The sequence below is a fragment of the Leucobacter chromiisoli genome (genome assembly GCF_016522505.1).
Lineage (GTDB): Bacteria > Actinomycetota > Actinomycetes > Actinomycetales > Microbacteriaceae > Leucobacter > Leucobacter chromiisoli.
This window is the reverse complement of record NZ_JAEHOH010000013.1, coordinates 44,407-67,114: the sequence shown is the minus strand read 5'-3', so window position 1 is coordinate 67,114 and position 22,708 is coordinate 44,407. Positions and strand designations below refer to the sequence as shown.

The following is a 22,708-nucleotide window of genomic DNA, read 5'->3' as shown; positions in this document are numbered from 1 at the left end:
ATCTCGCGAGCGCTTCGCAGCACGGAGGGGATCGCGGCGCCAGCTAGACTGTCCGGGTGACTGAGCGTGTATTGATCAAGGATCTGGCCGCCCGCGAAGACGGCCCCGTGCGTGTTTCCGGCTGGGTCGAGAAGGTGCGCGACCAGCGCTACGTGCAGTTCGTCGTGCTGCGCGACGAGTCGGGTGCGGTGCAGCTCGTCAACGGCGGCGTGCTGCGCGAGGCGGATCCGGAGAACCCGCGCTCCGACATCCTGCTCGCCCGCACCACCACCATCGCGGAGCTCTCGCACGGCAGCTTCATCACCGTGACCGGCGAGCTGCAGCACAACGAGCGCGTGAAGCTCGGCGGCGTCGAGATCCAGATCGACACGATCGACGTGGTCACCCAGGCACTGCCCGAGACGCCCATCGCCAAGGATTCGAGCATCGATCACCGCCTCGACTGGCGCTTCCTCGATCTGCGCCGACCCGAGCAGAACCTCGTCTTCCGCATCCAGACCACGTTCCTGCACGCGCTCCGTCAGGTCTGGATCGACCGGGACTTCATCGAGGTGCAGACGCCGAAGCTCATGGCCAGCGCCTCCGAGTCGCGCGCCGAGCTGTTCGAGGTCGACTACTTCGAGGGCAAGGCCTACCTCGCGCAGAGCCCCCAGTTCTTCAAGCAGATGGCGCAGGCCGCGGGCTTCGGCGGCATCTTCGAGGTCGGCCCGGCGTTCCGCGCGGATCCCTCGTTCACCTCGCGCCACGCGACCGAGTTCACCTCGGTCGACGCCGAGCTGAGCTGGATCGACTCGCACGAGGACGTGATGGAGCTGCACGAGGAGCTCATCGTCGCCGGCCTCACCGCGGTCAAGGAGAAGCACGGCGAGCAGATCCAGAAGCTGTTCGGAATCGAGATCGAGGTGCCCGAGCGCCCGTTCCCGCGCATCCCCCTCGCCGAGGCGAAGGAGATCGTGAAGGCCGAGGGCTACGAGGTGCCCCGCGCCGACGACGACATGGACCCCGAGGGCGAGCGCCGCATCGCGGCCCACGTCAAGAAGAAGTACGGCCACGACTTCGTGTTCCTCACCGACTACGCCTCGTCGATCCGCCCGTTCTACCACATGCGCCACGAGGGCGACGAGTCGCTCACGAAGAGCTACGACCTCATCTACAACGGCACCGAGATCTCGACCGGTGCTCAGCGCGAGCACCGCATCGACGTGCTCGAGGCGCAGGCCCGCGAGAAGGGCATGGATCCCGCCGAGCTCGGCTTCTACCTCGACTTCTTCCGCTACGGCGTCCCGCCTCACGGCGGCTTCGGCATGGGCCTCGCCCGCGTGCTGATGCTGATGCTGCAGCAGTCGTCGATCCGCGAGGTCACCTACCTGTTCCGCGGCCCCACGCGCCTGCTCCCGTAGTCCGGGATCCGCAGACCGCTCGAAGACGGCTCCGCTCCTCCCCCGGAGAGCGGAGCCGCCTCGTATGCGCGATGACTCGATGCGGGCCGGCCTACCGCGACCGGCGGCGGGCGACGATGACGGTGTCCTCGAGCTCGGCCCGCTCCCCGTCTGGGCCCGTCGCCTCGCGCGAGCGCACCTCCGCGACCTCGACCTCCCAGGCATCCGGATCGAGCTCGAGCGAGGCCAGCTCGGCCGAGGGCGACGGGAACAGCGAACGGTGCGCCGCGTGAGCCCTCGCCCAGGGCGGCGGCGCCGCGTGCGAGACGACGACGAGGCGGCCTCCGGGGGCGACGCGAGCGGCGGCGGATCGCAGGATCTCCTCCCGTGGCAGCTCGACGGGCGACTGCAGAAAGCTCGCCGTCACCAGGTCGAACTCGCCCGGCTCATCCCACTCGGCCAGATCGGCGGCCACGAAGCGGGCGCGTCCCTCCGGGATCCCCCGGGCCTTCGCCGCGTCGCGCGCCCGGTCGACCGCCGTGGCCGAGAGGTCGATCCCGGTCGCGACCCATCCGTGCTCGGCCAGCCAGATCGCGTCTCCACCCTCGCCGCACCCGAGGTCGAGGGACCGACCGGGCGCCCACGTCTCGGCGAGATCCGCGAGCGCGCGATTCACCTTCCCCGACCAGATCCGCTCGGACTCACCGTAGCGGCGTTCCCAGAACTCCGCCGGATCCTCGGCGGCGGGATCCGGCTCCGGATCGCCAGACCGACCGGCGGCATCAGTCGCACCCGCGAGCGCCGTCTCGAAGTCCTCCTCCACGAGGGCGGCGTTCACGGCAGCGCCCGCGAAGCTGCCGGCGCCCACCACCATCGGCACGCTCGCGGGCGGGTTGACGACGTTTCCCGCGGCCCAGATCCGAGGGTGGCTGGTGCGACCGAACAGGTCGACGGCGATGACGCTGCCCATCGGCCCGTCGGCGCGCTCGAGGCCGAGCCCGTCGAGGAACGCGTCCTGCGGCACCATCCGTCCCATCGAGAAGACCGCGTCGACCTCGATCTCCCGCCCCGAGGCGGTGCGGACGACGATGCTGCGACCCCTGCCTTCGCCCGCGCCCTCCCCGACCGTCGAACCCGGATCGCCGGACGCCGAGGCCCGCTCCGCGGTGTCGGCGACCTCGACGGCCGGGGCGTCGGCGATTCCGACGACCGGGTCGTCCTCGAGGGCGATCCCGCGCGCACGCAGCGCCCCGCGATCGCCCTCGGCGAGGTCGCCGAGCCCCGCGGTGAAGACCGTCAGCCGGTCGCTCCACTGCCGCACGAGCCTCGCCTGATGCATGCCGAGCGGAGAGGTCGGGATCACGGCGAGTCGCAGCCCGCGCACCTCCCAGCCGTGGCAGTAGGGACAGTGCAGCACCCGGTCGCCCCACCGCTCGGCGAGGCCCGGGATCTCGGGGAGCGCGTCCGCGACACCCGTGGCGACGACGAGTGCGCGGGCGAGCAGCTCGCGCCCGTCGTCGAGCCTCACGACGAGCCGGGCGCCCGCGGCTGCCGGCCCCGCGGCGGTCTCGTCCTCCCCTCCGCTCGCCTCGCGCACCTCGGCGATGACGCCGTCCGCGAACTCCACTCCGTAGGCCTCCGCCTCGGCGCGCCCGCGCTCCGCCAGCTCCGAGGGGGGCGCCCCGTCGAAGCCGAGCACGTTGTGCATGTGCGCCGCGAACCGGTTGCGCGGCGAGCCCGCATCGACCACCAGCACCCGCCGCAGCGCGCGCCCGAGGGACTGCGCAGCACTCAGACCGGCGGGCCCGCCGCCGATCACGATCGCATCGAATAGTTCTTCTCGCATGCCACCAGTCTCGAAAGAACGTGCGATAATTGCAATCGGATTTGCCGAATATGCAACAACGAGGGATGGGGAGGAGCTCGTGCAGGAACTCGAGCAGGTCGGGCCGCGCTTGCGCGCCGCGAGGCAGGCGCGGGGGTGGACCCTCGAAGATCTCGCCGCCCGCGCCAACATGTCGGTCAGCACGCTGTCGCGTCTCGAATCCGGCAAGCGCCAGGCGAGCCTCGAGCTGCTCCTCCCGCTCACCCGCCGGCTCGGCATCCGGGTCGACGATCTGCTCGAGGAGCAGGATCGGGATCCGCGCGTGCGCCGCCACGAGGTGCAGCGCGACGGGATGACCATCGCACCGCTCACCCTCGAGGAGTCGAGCGTTCGGGCCTACCGGATCACCTACCATCCGGGCTCCCCCGAGCACGAGCCGAAGACCCACGACGGCCACGAGTGGCTCTACGTGCTCAGCGGGCGACTGCATCTGCATCTCGGCGGTGAGGATCTGGTGCTGAAGCGCGGCGAGGCCGCCGAGTTCGACACGCGGACGCCGCACACGATGCGCGCCGAGGGATCGCGGCCGGCTCAGATCATCAGCATCTTCAGCGCGACGGGCGAGCGCATGCACCTCTACGGGGCCGAGAGCGAGTAGCCGCTCAGGATCGGCGCGAGCAGGCGAGCGGTCGCCAGAAGACGCCGATCGTCTCCCCGCGCCCCCTCGAGCGAGATGCCTGCGGCGGATGAATCGCCGTCCCGATTCCCTCGAGCGCCCGGAAGCGTCACGACGGGTTGCCCGGAGACAGACCCAGGGTTGACGTTACGGGTGCCGACCTCGAAGATATCCTCATCCGTCCCGAGCGCCGAGGTCCGATCCTCTCCGACCATGGGCGCAGTGATCGGAACGGTGGGATACAGCAGTCCAGCGATACCATGCGTTGCGAACAGCGCATCGTACCGAGCCTGCAGGGCAACCCGCATCGCGAGCGCTTCCGCGTACTGATCGGAGCGCGCTTGTGCCCGCCCCGACTCGCGCAGCGCTTCGCGGACGTCATCGCGCGCGACCCGTTCCACAAGCTCTGCGAATGGCAGTGGGCGCGGCAGCCCCGCCAGATATGCGCCGAGGCACCGAGCCATCTCGAAGAACTCGATCTCGTGCCCACAACGCCGCTCGAGCTGGTGCACCTCCTCGGTGTCGACCCGCACGAGCTCGACGGCACCCGCTCCGCGAAGGCGCTCGAGACTCTCCTCCCAGCTGTCGCGCACCGGATCGGCGAGGCGGGCCGTGAACGTCGTACCGGGCTCGGGAATGCCGATCCGGATCGGCCCGACGGGTGCGGTCGCCCTGCCGGTCGTGGGCGCGTCGACCACTGCGCTGTCTACCGCGGCGAGAATCTCGACCGATTCCCCGATAACGCCGACAGTATCCCGGCTCCGCGACAGGGGGACGACGCCGCCTACCGGCCATCTGCCGGTCGTCGGCCGCAGGCCGAAGACACCGCACCACGCCGCCGGGATCGAGATGGAGCCGCCCGTGTCGGTTCCGAGCGCGAACGGAACGATGCCCGCGGCCACCGCTGCGCCTGAGCCACCCGAGGAACCCCCGGGAGAGCGGGCGGGCTCGAGTGGGTTTCTCGACGCCGGGAAGGCACCGGCGCTCGTCGTGATTCCGAGCGCGAGCTCGTGCGTATTCGTCTTACCGATGAGCCGCGCGCCAGCGACCGCGAGTCGAGTCAGCACCGGGTTGTCGCGCTCCCGCGTGGTCCCCAGGAGAGCCGGCGTGTTGGCGCTCGTCGGGAACTCCCGTGTGTCGATGTTGTCCTTCGCCGCAAAGGGGAGGCCCCCGAGCGGCCGTCCATCTGGGGGCTCGGGGGCGATCTCCTTCGACAACGCGACGAAGCTGCCGTGGTCGTCGGCATGAGCCCGCTCCAGCGCCTCGCGGGTGCTCCATCCGTCCACAGTCATGCTCCGTCCCGTCGCCCCGTCCGTCATGCCACGGCGGCCGGCATCTTCCCCCGTTCGACGGCGCGCTGGAGGAAGAAGTACACCGGACAGATCACCACGAGGCCGATGATCCAGGAGACGTCGACGCCGCCCAGCGCCTCGCCCACGGGACCGGTGTAGAGCGCAGTCACCATGAACGGGATCTGGATGATCGCACCTAGGACGTAGCAGATGATCGCGACCCAGTTGAAGCGGCCGTACATGCCTCCGTCCTGGCGGAAGAAGTCCTCGACCCGATAGTCTCCGTGCTTCACGAGGTAGTAGTCGACGAGATTGATCGCTGTCCAGGGCACGAGCACGTACAGCAGCAGCGCCAGGAAGTTGGAGTAGTACACCAGGAAGTTGTCGGCGCCGACGAGCGCGAGCGCGAGAGACAGCGCGAAGATGATGATCGCGGTCACCGCGCGCGTCCCGGCGCGTGGCTTCCATGCGGGGTAGAAGGTCTGCACCACGGTGAGCGTCGAGAGCACGCCGCAGTAGAGGTTCATGGAGTTCGTGGCGGCGACGCCGAGCGAGAAGATGCCGACGATGACGATGGTGAGCGGCTGCAGCAGCGTCCCCATCCCGCCGACCACGTCGTCGGGGTTCATGTTCCCTGCGATCAGCTTCGCACCGACGAGTGCGCCGAGGAACATCGGCAGAGAGGCCCCGAGCACGCAACCCCAGTACGACGACCAGAAGGCCTGTTTCGACCCCGTGCCCTTGGGGAGATAGCGCGAGTAGTCCGAGACGTACGGGGCGTAGGCGATCTGCCACAGTGCGGCCACCGATACGGTGCCCATGAAGCCGCTCCAGTTGAAGCCGCCGACGGCTCCGGCGTCACCGCCCTGCGAATTGACGATCAGCAGGATGAAGGCCACGACGAGCGCGAGGCCCGAGACGACGCTGAGGATCTTCGTGTAGGCGTGGATCAGTCGATAGCCGTAGATCGTGGCGATGACGCTCACGATGCCGATGATCACGATGCCCGCGCTGACCGACAGCCCTGGGACGATGGTGGCGAGGGCCTGACCGCCGAGCACGAGATTGGCTGCGAAGAAGCCGATGTACATCAGCACCGTCACGATGACCACGAGCAGGGCGCCGTACGAGCCGAACTGGCCCCGGGTCTGCACCATCTGGGGTACGCCCAGTTGCGGACCCTGGGCTGAGTGCAGCGCCATGAAGACGGCGCCTGCCAGCTGGCCGATGGCGATCGCGAGAACACCGCTCCAGAAGTCGAGGCCGAAGATGGTCGTGGCCAGTGCGCCGGTCACGATGGTCAGCACCATGATGTTGGAGCCGAACCAGATGGTGAATAGGTCGCGAGCCTTGCCGTGGCGCTCGTCGAGCGGGATCGGCTGGATCGTCTTGTCCTCGATCGTCGGGACCTGCTGTTGCGTCGTTGCACTCATGGGATCTTCTTTCGAGAAGGGGCGGGCGCTGCTACTTGGTGAGGAAGCCGCCGTCGATGGGGAGGGAGACGCCGGTGATGAACCCCGCGTCGTCGGAGAGCAGGAAGGCGATGCCCGCGGCGATCTCCTCCGGCTGGGCGAGCCGGCCGAACGGGATCGGTGCCGCGAGCTCGGCCTTCGCCGTCTCGAGCTCGGCGCCTTCGACGCCGAGAAGGCCTGCGATGAGCGGGGTGTCGCAGTCGGAGGGGAGCACGGCGTTGACACGCACCCGGTCCGCCGCGTGCTGCACCGCCATCTGACGGGTCAGGTTGATGACTGCGCCCTTCGAGGCCGCGTAGCCGCACTCGTCCGGATTGGCGACCATGCCGAACACCGAGGCGATGTTGACGATGGATCCGCCGCCGGCGGCGATGATCCGGGGGATCGCGTACTTCCCGGTGAGGAAGATGCTCTTCACGTTGATGGCCATCGTCTTGTCCCAGGCCGTCTCACTGCACTCCACGACCCCGCCCTCGCCGAGGGCGACACCGGCGCAGTTCACCACGAAGTGGACCGCTCCGAACTCCGTCGCGAGCTTCTCCACGCCCGACTCGACCTGCTCGGCCGAGGTGACGTCTGCGACGATCGTCGCAGCTGCGCCGCCTGTGGCGCGGATCTCATCCACCACCGCCTGCGCGGCTTCCTCACGGAGGTCGACGACGCCGACTCTGGCGCCCTCACGGGCAAGGCGCAGGGACACCTGCCGCCCGATCCCGGAACCGCCACCGGTGACGAATGCGACTTTCTCTGCCAGACCGTTCATGTTCGCTTTCGCGTCCTCTCTTGTTGCGTTGCACCTCACCGGTTCTCCGGCGGGTGCTCGGTCTCGCGTCGGAACGCGAGCGATGGGAATACGGATAATGACTGGGCGTGTCCTGAGGATCGGATCGGTTTCGACATCTGATCAGGGACCCGAGGGCTCCTCCGCCCGAGAACGGAAGAACACCCCGTGCAGCTGTGCCCGATCAGCCCCACTGCATCCAGGTGGTCTTGTAGTCGGTGTAGTTCTCGAGTGCGTGCACCGAGAGGTCGCGCCCGAACCCCGACTGCTTGAAGCCGCCGAACGGCGTCGTGAAGCCGAGCGCGTCGACGGTGTTCACGGAAACCGTGCCGGCGACGAGCCGCTCCGAGACGCGGTGGGCGCGGGCGAGCGACCCCGTCCACAGCGACGCCGCAAGACCGTAGGGCGTCTCGTTCGCTCGTGTGATCGCCTCCTCCTCGGTGTCGAAGGGCGTCACGACCGCGACGGGGCCGAATATCTCGCGGGTGTGCACCTCGTGGTCGGAGGGCACGTCGGCCACGATGGTCGGCTCGATGAACGCCTTCGAACCGTTGATCTCGGGGCGGGCCCCGCCCGCGACGATCGTGCCGTCGCGACGCGCGTTCTCGATGGCGGCCCAGACGGTGTCGGCGTGAGCCTCAGAGACGAGGGAGCCCGTCCCCACCGCGGGATCGAGCGGGTCGCCCGGAGCGTAGGCTCGGGCTGCCGCGGACAGGAGTTGCAGGAACTCATCGTAGACCGATCGCTCGACGAAGATGCGCGAATTCGCGGAGCAGACCTCCCCCTGGTTGTAGAAGCTGCCGAAGGCGGCCTTCTCAGCGGCCAGCCGCAGGTCGTCGCAGTCCGCGAAGACCAGGTTGGAGCTCTTGCCCCCTGCCTCGAGTGCGAGGCGCTTCATGTTCGACTGCCCCGCATACTGCTGCAACTGCTTCGCCACCTCGGTCGATCCTGTGAACGCGAGCATGTCGACATCCTCGTGCAGTGCGAGCGCTCTGCCGACCACCGATCCGCGGCCGGGTACGACGTTCAGGACGCCCGCGGGGATACCCGCCTCGATTGCGAGCTCGGCGAGCAGCAGCGCGGAGTGCGATGCTTCGACCGGTGGCTTCACGACCACGGCGTTGCCCGCGGCGAGCGCCGGAGCGAGCTTCCATGTGGCGATCTCGAGCGGATAGTTCCAGGCGACGATGACCCCCACGACGCCAAGCGCCTCACGGGTGACGAGCGCAGTCGAGCCGGGCGGCGTCACGGGGATCAGATCCTCCGTCTTCTCGATGGCCTCGCCGTAGAAACGGTAGAGCGCGGCGGACCCCGGCGCGTCGATCGTCGACGACTCGCGGATCGGCTTGCCCATGTCGAGGGTGTCGTAGAGCGCGAACTCCTCAGCGCGGGCCTCGATGAGACGGGCGAGCTCGAGCAGTCGCTCGCGTCGGAAGCCGGCGCCCGAACGCGACCACACCCCGGACTCGTAGGCGGCGCGCGCCGCCGCGACGGCCGCGTCGACATCGGCCTCGACGCAATCGTGGATGTGCGAGATGATCTCGCCGGTGGCAGGGTTCCGTTTCTCGATGGTCCGGCCGGAACTCGCGTCCGCTCGCACACCGCCGATCACCGGACGGCCGTCGAAGTCGAGTGCCGCCGCTGCGGCCTGCCACTCCTCGTAGCTGCGGGTCATGTGGTTCTCCTTACGTTTCTGCTTGTTCGAGCGCCAGGTCCTCGCGGCTTCCGGCGTCAGGACGCCGACCGGACCAGCGCAACGTCGAGCGCGGTCCACGCGAGCCCCGTCGCGCCGTCGCGCAGGGCCTGCTCCGCCCGATCGCCGACGCAGGCCGCCGCGAACTCGGGCTGATGGTTGCTGGCGTCTCCGCCGACGCCGATGTAGGGATGGATGGCGTTCACGACCTGGGAGACATTGCCCATGTCGGTCGAGGCTCGGTTCATGGTCGCGGCGATCGGATCGACGTCGAAATCGCGGCCGAGCGCGATGGCGTTGGCCCGGTACAGATCGAGCGCTTCCTCATCGGTCCGCATCTCGGCATAGCGCTGGCTCTCCGGTGTCACGGTCAGCCTCGCACCGGTCGCCAGCTCGCCCGCTTCGAAGCATTTGAGTACGCGCTGCTCGAGCTCAAGCAGCTGCGCCATACTCTCGGCGCGCACATACCAGCGCCCCTCGGTGCGCTCGGGTATCGCATTCGGGGCCTCGCCGCCGAGAGTCTGCACGCCGTGCACACGCACACCTGCCGGCAGCTGCTGACGAAGCAGCGCGATCGCGAGCTGCGCGACGAGGAATGCGTCGTTTGCGTTGGTTCCGCGCTCGGGGTAGGCCGCCGCATGCGCGGCCCTGCCGTCATACCGAACGTGCCAGTGCGCCACCGCGAACGGACGCGCCTCAGCCACATCGACGGGAGCCGGGTGCGCCATGAGAGCGAAGTCGAGTTCACGGAACGCCCCGCGCTCGAGCAGCTCGATCTTGCCGCCGCCGCCCTCCTCCGCCGGGGTGCCGATCACCTCGACGCCGATCCCCAGATCCCCGGCAACCTCGGCCAGGCCGATCGCACCACCCACGGACATCGCCGAGATGAGATTGTGGCCGCACGCATGGCCCAGTCCGGGCAGCGCATCGTACTCGGCGAGGAAGCCCGCCGTGAACCGCGGGTGCGCGGCCCCGCCGGTCGCGCGAAACGCGGTGTCGAGTCCGAGATAGGGGTGCTCGACCGCGAAACCATGTTCCGCGAGCACTCCGGCGACCGCCGCCGAGGAGCGGTGCTCCTGCCAACCGGTCTCGGGATCCTCATGCAGACGGTTCGAGAGCGCGACCAGCGCGTCGTCCACCGCCGCCAGGCGTGACGAGATCCGTTGCTTGCGCGCCTCATTCATCGCCGGGGACCCCGTACGAGGGCGCAACCGCAGGGTTGATGCCGCGGTGGATGTAGTCGTCCCGCTGCGGCAACCACTCCTCGAGCACGCGTCCCAGCTCTCCGATGGGATCATCGTCGACCCAGTCGACCCTCAGGTCGGTGACGCGCCAGCCAGCCTCTCCGACGACCGAGATGCCCGCGGAGTGCACCGGTCCCTCCTCACCGCCGGCAGCCAGCGCGGCCCGCAGGGCCGCATACAGCCGTTCCTCGATGCGGCCGCTCGTCGTCAGTGCGGTGTCGACGAGGGCGTCGAGCACGTCGAGGCTCGCGAGCATGTTCCCACCCGCGACCGCGTTCTCACGGGTCTCCGCCCCGAATGTGCCGAGCGCACGTGCTCCCGAGAAGGCCGCGGAGCCTCCGGCGCTGTCGAGCACGAGCAGCTGGCGGTACTCGATCGTCTCGGGATCGGCTCCGGCGATGACGGCGTCGAGCGCCTCCTGCGCGGCGTCGCCCGCGCGCAGACGGTCGATGAGCTGCGCGCCGAGGCGGGGATCGGTGACGTTCTGCGAGTTGGCGGCCCCGATGCCGTCGGCCAGGTTCAGGCAGCGCGCCGCGACCGCGGGCGATGAGGAGGAGATCGCCGAGCCGAACTCACCGCTTTCCGGATCGCGGAGGATGAGCGAGAAGGTCATCACGCACCCCGCTCGCTGATGACCGCGGTCGCATCGATCTCGACGAGCCATTCCGGCCGTGCGAGAGCCTGCACGACGATGCCCGTGGAGACGGGGAAGACTCCCTTCAGCCATGCGCCCATGGTGCGGTAGACGTCTTCGCGGTAACGGGGATCGATGATGTACACCGTGACCTTGACGATGTCCTCGAGCCTGCTCCCCGCTTCCTCGAGGAGCATCTTGATGTTCGACATCGCCTGCTCCGTCTGCGCCACGACGTCGCCGATGCCGACCGATTCGCGCGTCTCGAGATCCTGTCCGATCTGGCCGCGGAGGTAGACGACGCCGTTCGCCACAACGGCCTGGCACAGGTCGTTGTCGAGGTTCTGCTCCGGGTAGGTGTCCTTCGTGTTGAACATCCTCAGTCGCCGATGCGTCGGTTCCGTCACGGTGTCCTCCTCTTCGAGTGCGCGATGCACGAATGGCCCTTCTGCTCCATTGTTCGCAGAATGCGTCTCATCCGTAAAATAGGCATAATTTAGTCAGTCGATCGGATAAGAAGATGGACGATCGTCGCTCCGATGCACTCAGGAGGCCCCGTTGGCGCAGCGCTTTCCGATCACCCTGACGCAGCTCGGATACTTCGCCGAGTGCGCGAAGACTCTCAACATGACCGTGGCGAGCCAGGAGCTGCATGTCGCGCAATCGGCGGTCTCGACCGCGATCTCCCACCTGGAACGCTCCCTCGGAACCACACTCTTCATCCGCCAGCATTCGAAGGGACTCATCTTGACTCCCGCCGGCGAGGGATTGCTCCGCGATACCCAGCTGCTCTTCGGGTTCTTGGGAGACATGATCGAGAACATCCGAGCCGATCAGCAGGAGCTCCGGGGCTCGATCACGGTCGCCTGCTTCAACACGCTCTCCCCCTTCCTGCTGCCGAAGCTGCTGAGCAGGCTGCACGTCCAGCATCCCGAGCTGAACGTCGAGATCCTCGAGGGCGACTACGAGGAGAACCTCGCGGCCCTGAGGGGAGGTCGGGCGGAGCTCTCCATCGGTTACGACCTGACGTCTCCCGAGGGTATCGCCCGCGAGTCGGTCGGCCGCGCGCGCCCCTACGTGCTGCTCTCCACGCACCATCCGCTCGCCGAACAGGACGAGCTCTCCCTCATCGAGCTCGCCGCCGAGCCGTTCGTACTGCTCGACCTCCCCGACAGCCGGGACTACTTCCTCGGTATTCTCGCGAGCGCCGGTATCGTCACGCACCCGCGCTATCGCGCGTCCGGCTACGAAACCGTGCGCTCGATGGTCTCGGCCGGCCTCGGCTTCTCCCTCCTCAATCAACGCCCGCACACCCGAGAGACCTACAGCGGGAACGAGGCGGTCGCCGTCGAGATCGCGGACGACGTGCAGGAACTCGGTGTCGTCGTCTCCTCGCTCGCTCAGATCGACCGCTCGGCTCGGGCAGAGGCGGTGGTCGCGACGGTGCGCGAGATCCTCTCCGAGCCGCACCCGGGCTGACACCGGTCCGCCGTGCCTTCGCCTCCGAGCCCGGGTCGGCTCAGAAGCAGCGCACTCAGATGCAATCGACTGATACTCAAACGACTTTCCATCTTGAGAACAGATGGAATGGACCGCGAAAGTGTATTGGCGCCCCCGCACGGGAGTGCGGTTTGCTGGTGGAACCCGGGCGGCGCGGAGCCGCATCCGAGACGCCACTCGGGTGGACCGTCCCGCGCATCCGGGCGGATCACGACCAGCGAGCGGAGAAGATATGTCGAGCGAAGAAGCCGAGGTCACCGAGGTCCTTGTCGTCGGCGCGGGCCAGGCGGGAATCGCGATGAGCGAGCACCTCACCAGGAGGGGGATCCCCCACATCGTGCTCGAGCGCAGCCGCATCGCCGAGCGCTGGCGCTCCGAGCGCTGGGACTCGCTGGTCGCGAATGGGCCGGCCTGGCACGACCGCTTCCCCGGGCTCGAGTTCGACGACGTGGACCCCGATGCCTTCGCCTCCAAGGATCGCGTCGCACGGTATTTCGAGGACTACGCCGCGATGATCGAGGCGCCGATCCGGTGCGGCGTCGAGGTGACTTCCGTGCATCGGAGCACCGGCTCGCCCGGCTTCTCGGTCGAGACCACCGCGGGCCCCTTCTCAGCTCGCTACGTCGTCGCGGCCACCGGTGCCTTCCAGACCCCCTCTTTCCCGAGGATCGTTCCCGAGAGCGCGCCCATCGAGCAGATCCACTCCAGCCGATACCGCAACCCTCGACAGCTCCCCCCCGGCGGTGTGCTCGTCGTCGGAGCCGGGTCCTCCGGAGTGCAGATCGCGGACGAGCTGAAGCAGTCGGGGCGCGACGTCTACCTGGCGGTAGGCGCGCACGACCGCCCTCCGCAGCGCTACCGGGGCCGCAGCTTCGTGTGGTGGCTCGGCACACTCGGCCTCTGGGAGCGATCGACCCCGCCGGAGGGAGCCGAGCACACCACCATCGCCGTCAGCGGCGCAGGCGGCGGCCGCACCATCGACTTCCGCGACCTCGCGAACGACGGCATCGTGCTCGTCGGCCGCGCGGAATCCTACGAAGACGGAGTGCTGACCTTCGGCGGCGACCTCGAGCGCGACGTGCGCCGCGGCGATGAGAACTATCTCTCGGTGCTCGAGCAGGCCGACGCGTACATCGCCCGCACCGGCATCGACCTGCCCGAGGAGCCCGAGGCGCACGTGCTCGGCCCGCTCCCCGCATCGGTGACCGACCCGCTGCGCTCGCTGAACCTCGCGGAGGCCGGCATCACCTCCATCGTGTGGGCCACGGGCTTCCGCGCCGACTACGGCTGGCTGCCCCCCGAGGCGACCGACGAGCGGGGCCTGCCGAAGCACGAACGGGGCGTCTCCGCCGAGCCGGGCGTCTACTACCTCGGACTGCCCTGGCAGTCGCGTCGCGGTTCAAGCTTCATCTGGGGGGTCTGGCACGACGCGCAGTACCTCGCGGATCAGATCGACATCCAGCGCGGTTACCTCACCTACGAGGGCAACGCCGAACCGGCGGGCGGGCTGCCCTCCCGCAGCACCTCCCTCGCGGGCGCACCGGCACCCGGTCCCTCTCTCCTGCATCGAGACCGCGGTATCGACGCGCGCGCGAGGACCCGCGCCTCCTGAGCGACGCGACATCCGGCCGATCGCGGCGCTCACCCCTCGAAGGACTTCGCCCACTCCCGCACCCGGCGGGCGCTCTCCTCCTCCGAGAGATCCTCGACGCGGGTCATGATCGACCATCGCACGCCGAACGGATCCCGGACGCTCGCGTAGCGGTCCCCCGACACGAAATCGGTCGCCGGCTCCCGCACCGTCGCCCCGGCGGCGACGGCGCGCTCCACGACCGCGTCGACGTCCGAGCAGTAGAGCGCCAGCGAGTAGCAGTCGTCCTCGCCCTCGGGTGCGGCGACGAGGTGGTAATCGGGCATCGGCTCGCCGAGCTGCAGGTGCCCGTCGCCGAAGTCGAGATCTGCGTGGGCGACCACGCCGCCCATCTCGGTCACGTCGACCACCCGGGCGCCGAAGACGTCGCGGTAGAACTCGACGGCCTCCTTCGCCCGGGGCAGCGCGAGGAAGGGTGTGAGGCTGGTGGATCCGTGGGGGATCCCGCGATCGGTGTGGGCGCCGTCAGCGGCGCGTGACTCGTGTGCGTTCATACCGGCAGAATAGGACCGGGGCGGGGCTCCGGGCTTGCAGATTCGCGCCAGCCCGCGCCCACCGCTTTCCGGGATCGGGGGACGACATGCACGAGGAGCGACGCGGCATCCTCTACCCCGGGCGGCTTCCGGAGTTCCACCGCATCCCCGCGCCTCCGGGGCTCGCCCACGCCGTGCGCTGGTTCTGGATCCCCGTGTGGGATCTCCCCGACGGGGAGGAGTCGCGCCAGACCGTGCTCCCCTTCCCCGCCTGCAACCTCGTCGTGGAACCGGGCGGGATCACGGCGGTGGGACCACCGACGCGCTGCTCCGAGCGGATCCTCGTCGGTCGCGGGTGGGCCGTCGGCGCGCTGCTGCGCCCGGCAGCCGTCCCGCCGCTGATCCCGTGCCCCGCCGAACTGCGGGATACCGCCGCATCGATCGACGATCGTGCCCTGCACGCCGCCGTGGCCGGGGCGATGGACGATCCCTCGGCCCCGTCTCCTGCGCGTCGCGAGAGCGCCGTCGCGGCGCTGGGGGCCTGGATCCAGAGCCGCGTCCCGTCCCCGGAGGACGGATCCGACGCCGCGCTCGCCAATCGTCTCGCCGACCTCCTCGCCGACCCGACCGTGCTGCGGGTGGACCAGCTGGCCGAGCGCGCCCACCTGTCCGTCCGCAGCGCGCAGCGCCTCGCCGAGCGGTTCTTCGGGCTCTCGCCGCACGCGATGATCAGGCGCCGTCGGCTGCAGGAGGCGGCCGAGCGGCTGCGCGAGGATCCCCGGGCGACGATCGCGGCGCTCGCGGCGGAGCTCGGCTACTCAGACCACCCGCACTTCACGACCGATTTCAAGGCCGTGCTCGGCGTGACCCCGAGCGCGTACCGGGCTCTCGCCTCGCCGGGCTCTGCCGGGTAGGGACACGGGCTCCCCGAGAGGACCGAGAGGACCGAGAGGATGCAGCAGGCCGCACTCCTCGGCGCCGGATCCTCACGAGGAGATGCTCCAGAACAGGATCAGGATCAGGGTGACGAGAAAACCGGAGCAGTAGTTCAGCCAGATGAATCTGCGCCAGGCCCCGTTCGTACGAGCGGACTCGGCATCCGAGATCCGCACGTAGGGGGCGCAGTTCGCGAGGTACGGCACGGCGAGACCGGCCGCCAGCGGCCCGGGCCACGGGGTGAGGAGCATCAGAGCTCCCGCTGTGAGCCACAGCGCGAGCGCGATCCGCACAGTGCGGGCCGCCCCGAGCGCCGTCGCGATCGAGCCGATTCCCGCCTCGCGATCCGGAACGATGTCCTGCACCGCGCCGAACGCGTGCGCCGCGACTCCCCAGACGAAGAACGCCGCCAGCAGCAGCACCAGCGCGGTGTCGACGTCGGCGCCCGCCAGAGCGAGGCCCACGATGGCGGGCGTCACGAAGTGGGCGCTCGAGGTGATGGAGTCCAGCACCGGCTGCTCCTTGAAGCGGAGCCCCGGAGCGGAGTATGCGACGAGCGCGAAGGAGCTGACGGCGAGGGCGAGAGCGGACGCCGGGGTCCCAGCCGCGAGCAGCAGCGCCAGGAACGGAAGATTCGCGCCGAAGGCGAGCCAGAGCATGGGCCGGTGGAGCGCGGGCGGCAGCAGCGCGCCCTCGATGCCGCCCTTGCGGGGGTTCTTGACGTCGGAGGCGTAGTCGAAGACGTCGTTGACGCCGTACAGCGCGAGGTTGTAGGGAACGAGGTAGTAGATCGTGCCGACGACCAGGAGCCAGTCGACCTCCCGGGTCGTCAGCAGCGTCGCGGCGGCGAACGGGAACGCCGTGTTCACCCAGCTCACCGGCCGCGAGGCGACCCAGGCGTGACGCAGCAGCGCCGCCGCGGAGCCCGTTCCGGAGCGGCTGAGCAGCACCCACAGGGGAGGCAACGCGAGCACCGCCGCGAGCGGGTAGGCGAAGTCCTCGACGGGGGCGAGGCCCACCCGGAGGCCCGAGATGAGCCCCTCCTCGTAGGTGAACAGACCCGCGGCGATCATGAGGCTGTCGAAGAGGGCGGTGAGCACGAGCAGCGCGACCCCGGCCCCGGCGATGGCGCCCCAGGAGAGGGCGCTCCCGGCACACCGCGCGAGCACCGCGCCCCCGATCACGGCGACGGCGAGGAACGCTGTGGAGAGCAGCGCGTAGGTCACCGCAACCTCCTCCGCGTCCGATTCCGCCTCCGGCGCTGGAGCAGGCGCGCGAGGCCCGTGTACAGCACCATGGTGCAGAGCACGAGGAAGACGAGGAAGACCGGCTCCTCCAGCGGGAGCTCGGGGGCGAGGACGACGCCGGACGCGATCCCGGCTCCTCCCCGCAGGAAGATCCCGCCGGCGATCCCCGCGGCGTCCCAGAGCAGCAGGAACGCCGTTCCCGCCAGCGTCACCATCGACGCAGCCGCGGCATCCCTCCAGAAGAACAGGCGGAACCGACGGTCGATGAGCAGCATGCACGCGATTCCGAGCAGCAGGAACGCCAGGTAGACGAGTGGGATCATCCGCGGACCTCGGTCGAAGCAGCGGCGGGACGCGGTGCGGTCGGGCCGGCGGAGTGATCCTGTCGGATCCTCTTGAGTACCAGCTCCGCGCTGATCAGGCACATCGGCACCCCGACGCCCGGCGCCGTCGTCGCGCCGGCGTAGTAGAGGCCCGCCACCCGCTTGGACGCGTTCTGCGGGCGGAACATGGCGCTCTGCCGCAGGATGTGCGAGGGGCCCAGCATGCCGCCCCTCCACGAGTGGTACTGACTCGCGAAATCGGCCGGTCCGATGGTGCGACGTACCACGATCCGGCGACGGAGATCGGGGATGCCGGCCCACTCCTGGATCTGCCGGATCGCCGCGTCGGCGGCCCGCTCGACGCGGGGGTCCCCGGAGCCGTCGGCGCCTCCGGAGCCGATGGCGACGTCGGCGGGCACCGGGATCAGCACGAAGAGGTTCTCGTGCCCGGCGGGCGCCACCGAGTCGTCGGTGGCGCTCGGGCGGCAGACGTAGATCGAGGCCGGGTCGGGCACGTGGCCGTCCTCGCCGAAGATCGCCCGGAAGTTGGCGCCCCAATCCCGCGTGAAGAAGAGCGAGTGGTGCTCGAGTTGCGGCAGCTCGCCCTCGACGCCGAGCAGCACGACGATCGCTCCGGGCCCGCTCTCCCGCCGTTCCCACCAGGCCTCGGGGTAGCTCCGGGCGCCGGCGGGCAGCAGTACCGTCTCGGTGTGGTGGAGATCCGCGCCCGAGACCACGAGGTTCGCGTGCTCGACGTGCTGAGCGCCCGCGGCATCGGACCATCGGACGCCGCTGACGCTGACGCCCTCCCGAGCTCGGCGCGTCAGGATGTCGGTGACGCGGGCCTCCGTGACGATCTCGGCCCCGGCATCGCGCGCCAACGCCTCGAGACGCTCCACCACCCGGTGGAAGCCGCCCATCGGATACCGGACGCCCTCGTCGAGGTCGAGCGCGCTCATCAGGTGGTACATCGCGGGGGCGCGATGCGGGTCGGTGCCGAGAAAGACCGCGGGATAGCCCAGCACCTGCCGCAGCAGCGGGTCGGAGAACCGTCGGGCGGCGAACCCGGCGAGCGAGGTGCCCAGCAGCGTGAGGAGCCGGGGCGCAGCCCGCACGACCTCGGGAGTCGCCAGCGATCCCCATCGGGTGAAGGCGTTGTAGAGGAAGTAGCGCTCCGCCATCTCCGAGGCCCGGTTCGCCGACCTGAGGTAGCGGCGCAGCGCTGCTCCGCTCCCCGGCTCCCGGAGCTCGAAGGCTTCGATGACGCGCTCTCGCCCGCGAGGGATCGTCATCGCTTGCTCGGGTCCGTCCCCCGGCTCTCCGAACACCCGGTAGCCGGGATCCAGGGTGCGCAGATCCAGCTGCTCCTCGGTGCTGGTGCCGAGCAGGTCGAAGAAGTGGTCGAACACCCGGGGCATGAGATACCAGGACGGACCGGTGTCGAAGCGGAACCCCTCGATCTCGAGGCTGCCGGCGCGCCCGCCCACCTGCGGGTGCTGCTCCAGCACCCGCACGCGATGCCCTTCGCGCGCCAGGAGCGCGGCCGTGGCGAGCCCGGCGATGCCTCCTCCGATCACGATGGTGCGTGTCATCCGATATCCGCCTTCCGGGAGGGCAGCGACGCCGGCGACGCCAGCATCGAGCGCACGGCGAGCCAGGCCTTGACCGGATTCGAGACCCGGACCCGGCCGCGGCGCAGAGCCGGGGCCGGAGTTCTCGCGATCCGCTCCGTGAGCCGTTCGAAGAGGCGGAGCGCGCATCCCACGGCGCCGCGAGCGTCTCGCGGCAGCAGGGGAAGAACGGCTTCGGCATCGGCGAGCTGCCCGCGGATCGTGTCGACCCACCGCTGCTGCAGCTGCGGAGTCATCTCGACCTCGCCTCCCAGGTAGGCGCGCCCCAGCCGCTCGGTGTCGTCCCCGATGTCGCGGAGGAAGTTGACGTTCTGGAAGGCGGCCCCGAGCTGCCTCGCCCCGTGCTCGAGGCGCCGGACGGTCTCCGGCCCGACTGCCTCATCGCGCATGAAGACGCGCAGGCACATGATCCCGACGACCTCCGCCGAGCCGTGCACGTAGGCGGCGTGCTCATCCGGACCGAATGCTCGCGTTCGGGTGAGGGCCTGCTCCGGCCGCGCTCCCCGGGCATCCGGGTCGGGCGGCAGGTCCATGCGCATCGACGCGAAGAACGGGCGGGTGAGGGCCGCGTCGATCGCGGCGCCTCCGGCCGTGCGGGCGAAGGCGTGCACGATCGGGTTGGCGCTGTACCCGGTGCGCATGGCCAGTTCGGTCTCGACCTCGAGGTCGTCGAGCTCGCGGCGCTGCTCAGCGGGCCCGAGGCCCGCCTCCGCGGCGACGCCGTCGACGAGTTCGTCGGCGACTCGGACCAGCGCGTAGATGTTGCGGATGTGCCTGCGATGCCTCCGACCCAGGAGCCTGGTGGCGAGCCCGAACGAGGTCGAGTACGCCGCGATGATCCTGGCCGACGCGGATTCGGCCGCGGCCGTGTAGTGATCGAGCGGCTCGAGCCGGCGAGTCCGGAGCATCACCCGCGCCTCCCGTCGAGCGCCTCGACGACGCCCAGGAGGAACCGCATGAGCGCGCGCGGGATCGCGGGCTCCTCCTGGCAGACGATCCCCACCGCCGCCCGGATCCGCTCGTCGACCATGGAGCGGATGGCCCGCTCGGCGCCGCACTCCCGCAGCAGCGACCGCAGGGCTCGTCCGTCCTCATCGCCGAAATCGCCCGCGCCGAGCTTGGGGTCGATGCGCGACCAGGCGCTGGTCGTGCGCGCATAGGCGATGATCGCCGTCTCCTTGCCCTCGCGAAAGTCCGAGAAGGGATCCTTGCCGTGCTCCCGGCTGTCGCCGAAGGCGCAGAGCAGATCGTCCTGCAGTTGGAAGGCGACCCCGAGGTGCCGCGCGATCGCCCCCAGCTCTTCCTCGAGCCGGGCGTCCGCTCCGGCGAGGATCGCCGCGGCTCTGAGCGGCAGCTCGAAGGTGTAGGTCGCCGTCTTCAACCGGCTCATCTCGAGCACCTCGTCCAGGTCGGATGCGATGACCCCGTCGCTCAGTCCGATGTCGTGCTGCTCGCCCGCCACCGACTCGGTGATGGTGCGATCGAGCAGATCGAGGAGCCGGACGCGCATCGCCTCGGGAACCGCCTCCCTGGCGAAGACCTGGTGCACGGCGGCGAGCATGAGGTCGCCCAGCAGGATCGCGTTGCTTCGGGCCCAGTGGAGCCGACGGCCCTCGGACCTCCGCGCCTCGGAAGCAGCGGGAGACTCCGCACCTGTTCCACCGAGGAGCCTCCCGATCGCATTCGGGGCCCCGCGCCGAATGAGGTCCTCGTCGATCACGTCGTCGTGGAGCAGGAAGGAGAAGTGGAGGAGTTCGACGGCTGCGGAGATGCGGAGAGCCGAGCGACGCCGGCTCGCCTCGGCCGCGGGTCCCGCGGCGAGTGCATCGAACGCGCCGATCAGCAGCCGGGGCCTGAGGAGCTTGCCGCCGAGCAGGCACTCCGATGCGATGTCCCAGAGATGGGCGAAGCGGGGTCCGTGGGCCCGCGCTCTCGGCTCCCGCGCTCCGAGCAGCAGCCGCACCTGCTCCTCGATCTCCTCGACCGCATCGCCGACCGCGCGACGTTCCCGCACGGCCTCGATCACCCGTCGCTCCCTGCGGCGAACGCCCCCGCCGTGAACAGCCTCGGCAGCTGCGCTCGGAGCCAGGGGCTGAAGGCGAACGGAACGCTCTCGACCGATCGGAGCAGCGCTTCGGGATCGACCCACACCCACTCGACGACCTCGGCGGCGTCAGGTGCGACCGGACCGCTCGCACGCGCCGTGAACACGGGGCAGACCTCGTTCTCGACGACCCCGCCGGCGTCCACCGCGCGGTACCTGAAGTCGGGGAGACGCTCCTCCACCGCGCCCACGACGGTGCGGAGCTCTTCGCGGCCGCGTCGACGCACGGCCTGTTCGAGCGTCTCGCCCGGTGCCGGATGTCCGCAGAAGCTGTTGGTCCACACGCCGGGCCAGGTCGGCTTCGAGAGCGCTCGACGGGTGACGAGCAGCCTCCCGTCCTGATCGGTGAGGTAGCACGAGAAGGCGAGATGCAGAGGCGTCGCGTCGGTGTGCACCGAGATCTTCGGACTGGTTCCGACGGGGGAGCCGCCCTCGTCCAGGAGCACCACGAGTTCCGGGTCTTCCACGCCACCTCCTTCGCTACAAGATAACTTTCAATATAGCATATTATTTCTCATAACATATATTAACTAAGCAGATACTTTATTCTCGATACGGAGAAAGAATCGTAGGATTGTGCCATGGAGAATCGTGCGGCCGACGAGACCGGCGACCCGATCTCCGAGAACCTCTACCGGGTCGGACTCACAGCCGGCAGCAGCGATCTCCTCGACGCCTCCGGGGTATCCGAGGAGGCCATCGACGAGATCGCCGAACTCATGAACGCCCTCGCCCGTCTGCGCGAAGCCGAGTCGCGGCTCTCCGAGGCCTCGCGCAAGTACATGCGACTGAGCGAGCAGGACATGCGCGCCCTGCACTACCTCATCGTCGCGAAGCGGCAGGGGGAGATCGTGACCCCGGGCATGCTCGCGACGCACCTCCGCATCTCGGCGGCTTCCACGACGAAGCTCTTGAACCGGCTCGAGCGCGATCATCACATCGTCCGCCACGTGCACCCCCGCGACAGGCGGGCGTTCATGATCGAGATCACCCCCGAGACGGAGGCGTCGGCGAAGCAGACGGTCGGCCGCCAGCAGGCCAGGCGGTTCTACGCCGCCGCGCGGCTGACGAGCAGCGAGCGCGCCGCCGTGACCCGGTTCCTCACGGACATGACGAACGAGATATCGCTCAGGGGCGCCGACTGGGCGGACGACCCGTCGGCACCGCGGGCGGCACCGCCGGAGGAGTGACCGTTCGGGCGCCGCAGCCGCCGCATCGCCTAGATCGTGAAGTCGTTGCCCGCGCGCGCCACCGCGTGCCGCTTGATCACGGCGGCCGCGGCGACGTGCTCGGGGTGCACGGCGTAGGCGGCGAGGCCGTCGGCATCGGCGAACGTCGAGACGAGCGTCACGTCCCAGTTCTCGTCGTGGTTGATCTCGTTGCGGTGAACGCTCAGCGAGCGCACGCTCGGCACCGTCTCGGCGAGCGGCGCGAGGGCCGCGATGATCTCGGCGGCCTGTGCGTCGCGGTCGGAGACGGTCTCGCCGCTGAGCTTCCAGGTGACGATGTGGTGCAGGGTCATGTTCTCTCTTCTCTCAGCCCTCGCGGCGGAACTGCAGGAGCGGTCTCTTCGCGGCCTTCTCGAGCGCCCGGGAGAGCTTCCCGGCGTCGACTCTCCAGATGGCGTGACGGCGCCCGTTCACGAGCACGACCGGGATGTCCTCCGAGTGCCGCCTCGCGAGCGCGGGATCGTCGAGGATGCTGAGCTCCTCGACCTCGGTCCGGATGCCGCGCTGCTCGGCCTCGACGCGCACCGCGGCCACCACCTCGCGGGCGGCGTCGCAGAGGTGGCATCCGGGTCTGCCGATCAGGGTGAGGCTCACGGTGGGCACATCTACAGATCCTAG

Annotated in this window: 23 protein-coding genes; 6 read left to right on the top strand and 17 right to left on the bottom strand. The window is 69.6% G+C overall.

From position 1 onward, the window contains the following. Positions 1–56 precede the first annotated feature (56 nt). Positions 57–1,400 carry an aspartate--tRNA(Asn) ligase gene (gene aspS, locus JD276_RS10405; protein ID WP_307866534.1) on the top strand — a complete coding sequence of 448 codons (1,344 nt, stop codon included), beginning with the start codon at positions 57–59 and terminating at the stop codon, positions 1,398–1,400. A gap of 91 nt (positions 1,401–1,491) precedes the next feature. On the opposite strand, the gene JD276_RS10400 is transcribed toward aspS, so the two are convergent. Further along, positions 1,492–3,225: a bifunctional NAD(P)/FAD-dependent oxidoreductase/class I SAM-dependent methyltransferase gene (locus tag JD276_RS10400; RefSeq protein ID WP_200115583.1), complete on the bottom strand. Its 1,734-nt coding sequence runs from the start codon at positions 3,223–3,225 to the stop codon at positions 1,492–1,494. Between the two features lie 79 nt (positions 3,226–3,304). Between JD276_RS10400 and JD276_RS10395 the strand changes: the two genes are divergently transcribed. Beyond that, a complete protein-coding gene (locus JD276_RS10395) occupies positions 3,305–3,862 on the top strand; it encodes a helix-turn-helix domain-containing protein (protein ID WP_307866533.1) in 558 nt (185 codons plus the stop codon). Here the strand turns inward: JD276_RS10395 and JD276_RS10390 are convergent. The 7 genes from JD276_RS10390 to JD276_RS10360 form a co-directional block, all read right to left on the bottom strand. Then, a complete protein-coding gene (locus JD276_RS10390) occupies positions 3,841–5,172 on the bottom strand; it encodes an amidase family protein (protein ID WP_200115581.1) in 1,332 nt (443 codons plus the stop codon). The two genes, JD276_RS10395 and JD276_RS10390, sit on opposite strands and share 22 nt — an antisense overlap. Before the next feature lie 23 nt (positions 5,173–5,195). Beyond that, positions 5,196–6,605, bottom strand: coding sequence for a purine-cytosine permease family protein (locus tag JD276_RS10385; protein WP_200115580.1), 1,410 nt, complete (start codon positions 6,603–6,605; stop codon positions 5,196–5,198). 31 nt (positions 6,606–6,636) lie between these two features. Next, complete coding sequence (locus tag JD276_RS10380) at positions 6,637–7,407, bottom strand: SDR family NAD(P)-dependent oxidoreductase (RefSeq protein ID WP_200115579.1); 771 nt, start codon at positions 7,405–7,407, stop codon at positions 6,637–6,639. A gap of 202 nt (positions 7,408–7,609) precedes the next feature. Next, the gene (locus JD276_RS10375; protein ID WP_200115578.1) at positions 7,610–9,100 is read right to left on the bottom strand and encodes an aldehyde dehydrogenase family protein; all 1,491 of its coding nucleotides are present in this window, start codon (positions 9,098–9,100) and stop codon (positions 7,610–7,612) included. A 56-nt stretch (positions 9,101–9,156) separates the two neighbouring features. After that, positions 9,157–10,302: a M20 family metallopeptidase gene (locus tag JD276_RS10370; RefSeq protein ID WP_200115577.1), complete on the bottom strand. Its 1,146-nt coding sequence runs from the start codon at positions 10,300–10,302 to the stop codon at positions 9,157–9,159. Beyond that, positions 10,295–10,975, bottom strand: coding sequence for a DUF1028 domain-containing protein (locus tag JD276_RS10365; protein ID WP_200115576.1), 681 nt, complete (start codon positions 10,973–10,975; stop codon positions 10,295–10,297). The genes JD276_RS10370 and JD276_RS10365 overlap by 8 nt, the downstream gene beginning before the upstream one ends. Beyond that, positions 10,975–11,403: a RidA family protein gene (locus JD276_RS10360; RefSeq protein ID WP_307866532.1), complete on the bottom strand. Its 429-nt coding sequence runs from the start codon at positions 11,401–11,403 to the stop codon at positions 10,975–10,977. Before JD276_RS10360 ends, JD276_RS10365 begins: the two co-directional genes overlap by 1 nt. Before the next feature lie 151 nt (positions 11,404–11,554). Between JD276_RS10360 and JD276_RS10355 the strand changes: the two genes are divergently transcribed. Both JD276_RS10355 and JD276_RS10350 read left to right on the top strand, forming a co-directional pair. Next, positions 11,555–12,475 (top strand): LysR substrate-binding domain-containing protein, encoded by a 921-nt coding sequence (locus JD276_RS10355; protein ID WP_200115575.1) that lies wholly within the window; start codon positions 11,555–11,557, stop codon positions 12,473–12,475. A 253-nt stretch (positions 12,476–12,728) separates the two neighbouring features. Continuing rightward, positions 12,729–14,108, top strand: a complete 1,380-nt coding sequence (locus JD276_RS10350) for a flavin-containing monooxygenase (protein WP_200115574.1) — start codon at positions 12,729–12,731, stop codon at positions 14,106–14,108. Positions 14,109–14,137: 29 nt separating this feature from the next. Here the strand turns inward: JD276_RS10350 and JD276_RS10345 are convergent, their stop codons facing one another. Beyond that, positions 14,138–14,641, bottom strand: a complete 504-nt coding sequence (locus JD276_RS10345) for a VOC family protein (protein ID WP_200115573.1) — start codon at positions 14,639–14,641, stop codon at positions 14,138–14,140. A gap of 86 nt (positions 14,642–14,727) precedes the next feature. Here JD276_RS10345 and JD276_RS10340 point away from each other — a divergent pair, with 86 nt between their 5' ends. Then, positions 14,728–15,534, top strand: a complete 807-nt coding sequence (locus JD276_RS10340) for an AraC family transcriptional regulator (protein WP_200115572.1) — start codon at positions 14,728–14,730, stop codon at positions 15,532–15,534. 72 nt (positions 15,535–15,606) lie between these two features. On the opposite strand, the gene JD276_RS10335 is transcribed toward JD276_RS10340, so the two are convergent. From JD276_RS10335 to idi, 6 genes are read right to left on the bottom strand one after another with little or no spacing between them, the layout of a single operon-like run. Next, entirely contained in the window at positions 15,607–16,782 is a 1,176-nt protein-coding gene (locus JD276_RS10335; protein WP_200115571.1) for a prenyltransferase, read from the bottom strand. Then, positions 16,779–17,123 carry a lycopene cyclase domain-containing protein gene (locus tag JD276_RS10330; RefSeq protein ID WP_307866542.1) on the bottom strand — a complete coding sequence of 115 codons (345 nt, stop codon included), beginning with the start codon at positions 17,121–17,123 and terminating at the stop codon, positions 16,779–16,781. The genes JD276_RS10335 and JD276_RS10330 overlap by 4 nt, the downstream gene beginning before the upstream one ends. Next, a complete protein-coding gene (gene crtI, locus JD276_RS10325) occupies positions 17,123–18,718 on the bottom strand; it encodes a phytoene desaturase family protein (protein ID WP_200115569.1) in 1,596 nt (531 codons plus the stop codon). Before crtI ends, JD276_RS10330 begins: the two co-directional genes overlap by 1 nt. Beyond that, the gene (locus tag JD276_RS10320) at positions 18,715–19,665 is read right to left on the bottom strand and encodes a phytoene/squalene synthase family protein (protein WP_200115568.1); all 951 of its coding nucleotides are present in this window, start codon (positions 19,663–19,665) and stop codon (positions 18,715–18,717) included. Before JD276_RS10320 ends, crtI begins: the two co-directional genes overlap by 4 nt. Further along, on the bottom strand, positions 19,665–20,783 hold the full coding sequence (locus tag JD276_RS10315) for a polyprenyl synthetase family protein (protein ID WP_200115567.1): 1,119 nt from the start codon (positions 20,781–20,783) through the stop codon (positions 19,665–19,667). Before JD276_RS10315 ends, JD276_RS10320 begins: the two co-directional genes overlap by 1 nt. Then, complete coding sequence (idi, locus tag JD276_RS10310) at positions 20,780–21,328, bottom strand: isopentenyl-diphosphate Delta-isomerase (RefSeq protein ID WP_200115566.1); 549 nt, start codon at positions 21,326–21,328, stop codon at positions 20,780–20,782. Before idi ends, JD276_RS10315 begins: the two co-directional genes overlap by 4 nt. Positions 21,329–21,442: 114 nt before the next feature. On the opposite strand from idi, the gene JD276_RS10305 reads away from it, so the two are divergent. Next, on the top strand, positions 21,443–22,051 hold the full coding sequence (locus JD276_RS10305; protein WP_200115565.1) for a MarR family winged helix-turn-helix transcriptional regulator: 609 nt from the start codon (positions 21,443–21,445) through the stop codon (positions 22,049–22,051). Between the two features lie 29 nt (positions 22,052–22,080). Here JD276_RS10305 and JD276_RS10300 read toward each other — a convergent pair whose 3' ends face one another. Together JD276_RS10300 and JD276_RS10295 are read right to left on the bottom strand one after the other, a co-directional pair. Further along, on the bottom strand, positions 22,081–22,383 hold the full coding sequence (locus tag JD276_RS10300) for a Dabb family protein (RefSeq protein ID WP_200115564.1): 303 nt from the start codon (positions 22,381–22,383) through the stop codon (positions 22,081–22,083). Between the two features lie 13 nt (positions 22,384–22,396). Next, positions 22,397–22,693: a glutaredoxin family protein gene (locus JD276_RS10295; RefSeq protein ID WP_200115563.1), complete on the bottom strand. Its 297-nt coding sequence runs from the start codon at positions 22,691–22,693 to the stop codon at positions 22,397–22,399. Positions 22,694–22,708: the final 15 nt, after the last annotated feature.